The sequence below is a fragment of the Arthrobacter sp. Dra40 genome, assembly GCF_059091905.1.
In genome coordinates, this window is record NZ_JBNHHB010000309.1 from 1 (window position 1) to 4,797 (window position 4,797).

Annotated in this window: 6 protein-coding genes; 4 read left to right on the forward strand and 2 right to left on the reverse strand. The window is 66.9% G+C overall.

Annotated features, from left to right (window positions below; genetic code table 11):
* Window positions 1–23: 23 nt before the first annotated feature.
* The 3 genes from AC5RWT_RS34535 to AC5RWT_RS34545 are packed head-to-tail and all read left to right on the forward strand — an operon-like array spanning window position 24 to window position 1,759.
* The gene (locus AC5RWT_RS34535) at window positions 24–611 is read left to right on the forward strand and encodes a DUF3099 domain-containing protein (protein WP_494084161.1); all 588 of its coding nucleotides are present in this window, start codon (window positions 24–26) and stop codon (window positions 609–611) included.
* Window positions 608–859, forward strand: a complete 252-nt coding sequence (locus AC5RWT_RS34540; protein WP_493967542.1) for a hypothetical protein — start codon at window positions 608–610, stop codon at window positions 857–859. Before AC5RWT_RS34535 ends, AC5RWT_RS34540 begins: the two co-directional genes overlap by 4 nt.
* On the forward strand, window positions 860–1,759 hold the full coding sequence (locus AC5RWT_RS34545) for an SURF1 family cytochrome oxidase biogenesis protein (protein ID WP_494084162.1): 900 nt from the start codon (window positions 860–862) through the stop codon (window positions 1,757–1,759).
* Between the two features lie 112 nt (window positions 1,760–1,871).
* On the opposite strand, the gene AC5RWT_RS34550 is transcribed toward AC5RWT_RS34545, so the two are convergent.
* A complete protein-coding gene (locus AC5RWT_RS34550; protein ID WP_494084163.1) occupies window positions 1,872–3,470 on the reverse strand; it encodes an ABC-F family ATP-binding cassette domain-containing protein in 1,599 nt (532 codons plus the stop codon).
* A 156-nt stretch (window positions 3,471–3,626) separates the two neighbouring features.
* On the opposite strand from AC5RWT_RS34550, the gene ypfJ reads away from it, so the two are divergent.
* The gene (gene ypfJ / locus AC5RWT_RS34555; protein ID WP_494084164.1) at window positions 3,627–4,523 is read left to right on the forward strand and encodes a KPN_02809 family neutral zinc metallopeptidase; all 897 of its coding nucleotides are present in this window, start codon (window positions 3,627–3,629) and stop codon (window positions 4,521–4,523) included.
* Window positions 4,524–4,564: 41 nt separating this feature from the next.
* Here the strand turns inward: ypfJ and AC5RWT_RS34560 are convergent.
* On the reverse strand, window positions 4,565–4,797 hold a 233-nt coding region (locus AC5RWT_RS34560; RefSeq protein WP_494084165.1), incomplete at its 5' end, for a hypothetical protein.

Consider the following 4,797-nt stretch of genomic DNA (forward strand, 5'->3'; position numbering starts at 1 on the left):
TGATACAGCGCTGATGGAGTGTGATGAGCAAGCAACCTGACGAGAAACCCGAAGTCCTGAGCATTACGGACGTCCCTGAAAGCCACACCGATGAAATGCACCGGCGCATGGTTAAGTACACGCTCGCCATGGGTATCCGGTTGGCCTGTTTGCTGCTCTTCTTCTTCATCGATAGCTGGTTCCGCTGGTTCTTTGTGGCCGGCGCCGTGTTCCTGCCGTGGATCGCCGTCATCATCGCCAACGGCGGCAGCGACAAATCTCATCTCGAGCACAGTGCTGCCTTGCTGGACGAGGCCCCGCACCTGGAACTGGAAGCGCCCGCCAGCGGCGGGACCGATGCCGGCACCGATGAAGTCCTCACGGGGGAACTCATCGACGACGCCGGACCGGGCACGCCCCGCACAGCCGATGCCGGGACCACATCGCCCCGCCAGGGCCCTTCAAGCCAAGCCCAAGCTCCGGACCCAGGCGACGCTCCCGCCGCAGCCAACGGTCCCGCCGGAGGAGACGTTCCTGCGCCCGACGGCAGCCACGTCGATGACCAGCCGTCCGCGTTTCTCGGAAACCTGAGCCCCGTGACCAAGCGGCGCCAGCGGAGGGCGGCTGCGTGAACCTCTTGGACCAGCTCGGCGGCGGAGCAGCGGCCGGCTCCCCTGTCTGTTCCCGGAAGGGCTGCCGTCAAGACGCGCAGTGGCAGCTGCTGTGGAACAACCCGAAGATCCACACTCCGGAGCGCCGCAAAATCTGGCTTGCCTGCGGCGGACACCGGGAATGGCTGCAGGATTATCTGGTCCAGCGCAGCCTCTGGCGCGAAACGTTGCCCTTGGCAGAATCCTCCACACCGGAAAGCAGTGTCTGAATGTCCTACCGTTTCCTGCTCAGCGCCAAATGGCTGGGCTGGCTGCTGATTGTTGCCCTGCTGGCCGCGCTCTGCGTCGTGCTGGGCAACTGGCAGATGGACCGCCGGGACCAGGCCCGCAACGTCATTGCTGCTGTGGAGACCAATTACGACGCCAAGCCGGTGCCGTTCAGCAAAGTGCCGGACATCTTTGCCACTGCCGACGAGTCGAGGGAATGGACGCCGGTGGTCCTCACCGGCGAGTACGACGACGCGGGGCAGCGGATCGTGCGGAACCGCCCCCTGAACGGACGGCCGGGTTACGAAGTGCTTGTCCCGCTGCGCCTTAAGGATGGCAGCGCCGTCGTAGTGGACCGGGGCTGGCTTCCCATCGGCAACAACCAAGCCGGCCACCCGGATACCATCCCCGCTGCTCCGGATGGCGAGGTCACCGTCGTCGCCCGCGTCAAGCCCGGCGAAGGCGCGGTCAGCCGCGGGGCGCCGGAAGGCCAGCTCGCCTCCATTAACTTGGACGCCTACGCGGCAGAGCTCCCCTACCCCGTCCATACCGGCAGCTACGGTCTGATGGCGGCGGAATCGCCCGCCGCCTCGGTCCAACCCGTGCAGATCCCCAAACCAGCCATCGACGAAGGCCCCCACCTGTCCTACTCGATGCAGTGGTACGCCTTCGGCGTCTTACTGTTCGTCGGCTACGGCTATGCAGCCCGGCAGCAGGCCCACCACAGCCGGCACACCGAGGAAGAGGAGGCACTGAGCGGCTTCCACCAGGCGAATCCGGCGCCGCGCGCCGCAGCCCCAAAGCGCCAGCGGAAGCGGCCAACGGCCGAAGAAGAGGAAGACGCCCTGTTGGACGCCCAGGGGTTCCGCACCGACGGCTCCCTGCTCAGCCAGGACGATTAGCTGCTGGCTGCTGCGCTGCCTCAACCGTCATTGCTAAGGCGCGCATCGCCGACCGAGGAACGAGGGAGGTGTCTAAGCGCTGTGCAATGGCGGTACGAGGCAGCACCCGGAATCAGGCCAGCGTGACCAGGTCCAGGTAGTCCTCGTTCCAGAGGTCTTCGACGCCATCGGGCAACAGGACAACGCGTTCCGGGTTCAGCGCTTCGACCGCGCCTTCGTCGTGGCTCACCATGACGACCGCCCCGCTGTAATTGCGCAGGGCCCCGAGGATTTCTGCGCGGCTCGCCGGGTCCAGGTTATTCGTCGGCTCATCCAGCAGCAGCACGTTGGCCGAGGACGCGACAATGGTCGCCAAGGCGAGCCTGGTCTTCTCACCGCCGGACAGCACCCCGGCGGGCTTGTTAACGTCGTCGCCTGAGAACAGGAACGAGCCGAGGATGTTGCGCACCTCGGCATCCTGCAAATCCGGAGCGGCTGTGCGCATGTTCTCCAGCACTGTCCGTTCCACGTCCAACGTGTCGTGTTCCTGCGCGTAGTAGCCGATCTTCAAGCCGTGGCCGGGCAGGACATCGCCGGTGTCGGGGGTGTCCACGCCCGCGAGCATGCGCAGCAGTGTGGTCTTTCCGGCGCCGTTCAAGCCCAGGATGACCACGCGCGAGCCCCGGTCGATGGCCAAATCCACATCCGTGAAAATCTCCAACGACCCGTAGGACTTGCTGAGACCCTCGGCGGTGAGCGGGGTCCTGCCGCAGGGCGCCGGGTCGGGGAACCGGAGGGCAGCCACCTTGTCCTGGGCCCGCACCTCATCCAGGCCGCTGAGCAACCGTTCGGCGCGTTTGGCCATGTTCTGGGCTGCCACCGCCTTGGTCGCCTTGGCCCGCATCTTGTTCGCCTGGTCCATCAGGACCTGTGCCTTCTTTTCAGCGTTGGCGCGCTCACGCTTGCGGGCCCGCTCGTCGGTCTCGCGCTGGGACAGGTACCGCTTCCAGTTCATGTTGTAGATGTCGATGGTGGCGCGGTTGGCGTCCAAGTGGAACACCTTGTTGACGGTGGCTTCGAGCAGCCCGGTGTCGTGGCTGATCACGATCAGGCCGCCCTGGTGGTTCTTGAGGAACTCCCGCAGCCAACTGATGGAATCGGCGTCCAAGTGGTTGGTCGGTTCGTCGAGGAGCATGGTTTCGGCACCGGAGTACAGGATGCGGGCCAACTCCACGCGGCGGCGCTGGCCGCCCGACAGGGTACGCAGGGGCTGGTTCAGGATCCGCTCCGGCAGCGCCAGGTTGGAGGAGATGGCGGCAGCTTCGGCTTCGGCCGCGTAGCCGCCGCCGGAAATGAACTCGGCCTCCAGCCGGTCGTACCGGCGCATAGCCTTGGCCTGGACTTCCGCGTCGGCGCTGGCCATGTCCGTCTGCGCGTCGCGGAGCTTGCGGGTGACTACGTCAAGGCCGCGAACCGAAAGAATCCGGTCCCGGGCCAACTGCTCCATGTCCGGGGTCCGGGGATCCTGCGGCAGGTAGCCCACCTCGCCGCTGCGCAAGACCGTCCCTGAGGCAGGAATGCCTTCCCCGGCCAGTACACGGGTCAGTGTGGTCTTCCCGGCGCCGTTGCGGCCCACCAGTCCCACCTTGTCGCCCTTGTCCACACGGAAGGAGACCGCCTCCATGAGCAGACGGGCTCCGGCACGCAGCTCAAGATCGTTGACGGTAATCACAGTGGAAGCCTCTCGACAGGAATCAGTTGGGGTGTGGGAACGGGATGTCCGGGCGCCGCCCGGACAGGACGGGCGGAAATCAGCCTTTCCAGTCTACCGGCTGGCCGCGGGCCGCCACTCCCCTTCGTCTCGGCACAGGACAGCTATCCTTGGCGGATGAGTTTCAACCGCGGTTCTCAACTGGATACGTCACAAGTGCAGGACCGCCGCGGCGGCCTGGGCGGCAAGATCGCCATCGGGGGCGGCGGGCTGCTGGTTCTCATTGCAAGCCTGCTGGGCGTGCCGGCCGAACTGTTGCAGGGGTTTGGCCTGGACAGCGGCGAACAGCAGCAGGCAGGCGGCACGGGCTTGCAGCAGGAATGCCGCACCGGGGCGGACGCCAACGAGCGCACCGATTGCCGCATCGTCGGCACCGTCAACAGCTTGAACGACTTCTGGGCCGGCTACCTCCCCCAGTTCAACATGAGGTATCCGGCACCCCAGACGGTCCTTTTCGACGGCGGGGTCAGCACCGGCTGCGGCTCAGCGAGCAGTGCCGTTGGCCCGTTCTACTGCCCTCGCGACCAGACGGCGTATTTTGACACCGGCTTCTTCTCCGACCTGACCACCCGGTTTGGTGCGAACGGCGGCCCGCTGGCCGAGGAGTACGTGGTCGCGCACGAGTTCGGCCACCACATCCAGAATCTGACAGGGGCGATCGGTTACGCCCAGCGGGATCCGCAGGGCCCCGTATCCGGCGCCGTCCGGGTGGAACTCCAGGCCGACTGCTACGCCGGTGTGTGGGCGGGCAATGCCACCGAGCAAATCGATGAACGGACAGGGAAACCATTCATGCAACCGCTGACGCAGCAGGACCTGCAGGACGCCCTTTCCGCCGCGGCCGCCGTGGGCGATGACCGCATCCAGCAAACCGCCACCGGGCAAGTCAATCCCCACACGTGGACCCACGGCTCCAGCGAGCAGCGGCAACGCTGGTTCCTGCATGGTTATGAGACCGGGGATGCCAGCCGGTGCGACACCTTCTCCGCACCGGACCTCGACCGTCCCGCCTGAGCCACGCCCGCTGCAGGCGCGGCTTCAGCTGCGTCCGGCGGCTACAGATCGCGGGGGTCCACCGGATCGCTCTCGCGGGGGCGTCCGGTAAACGGCGGCGTGGACTCCGCGCCGGCCCGGCCGTGCGCTGCCCCGGCCTGGCCCGCCGCCGTCCGGCCCTGGCCTGCCGCCGTCCGGCCCTGGCCTGGCGCCGCGACTGTCCCTTGCTCCGCGTGCGCGCCGTGGTCCCGGTCAAAGCCTTGGGCGACGCCGTGCCCACCGGCGGCACGGTCGG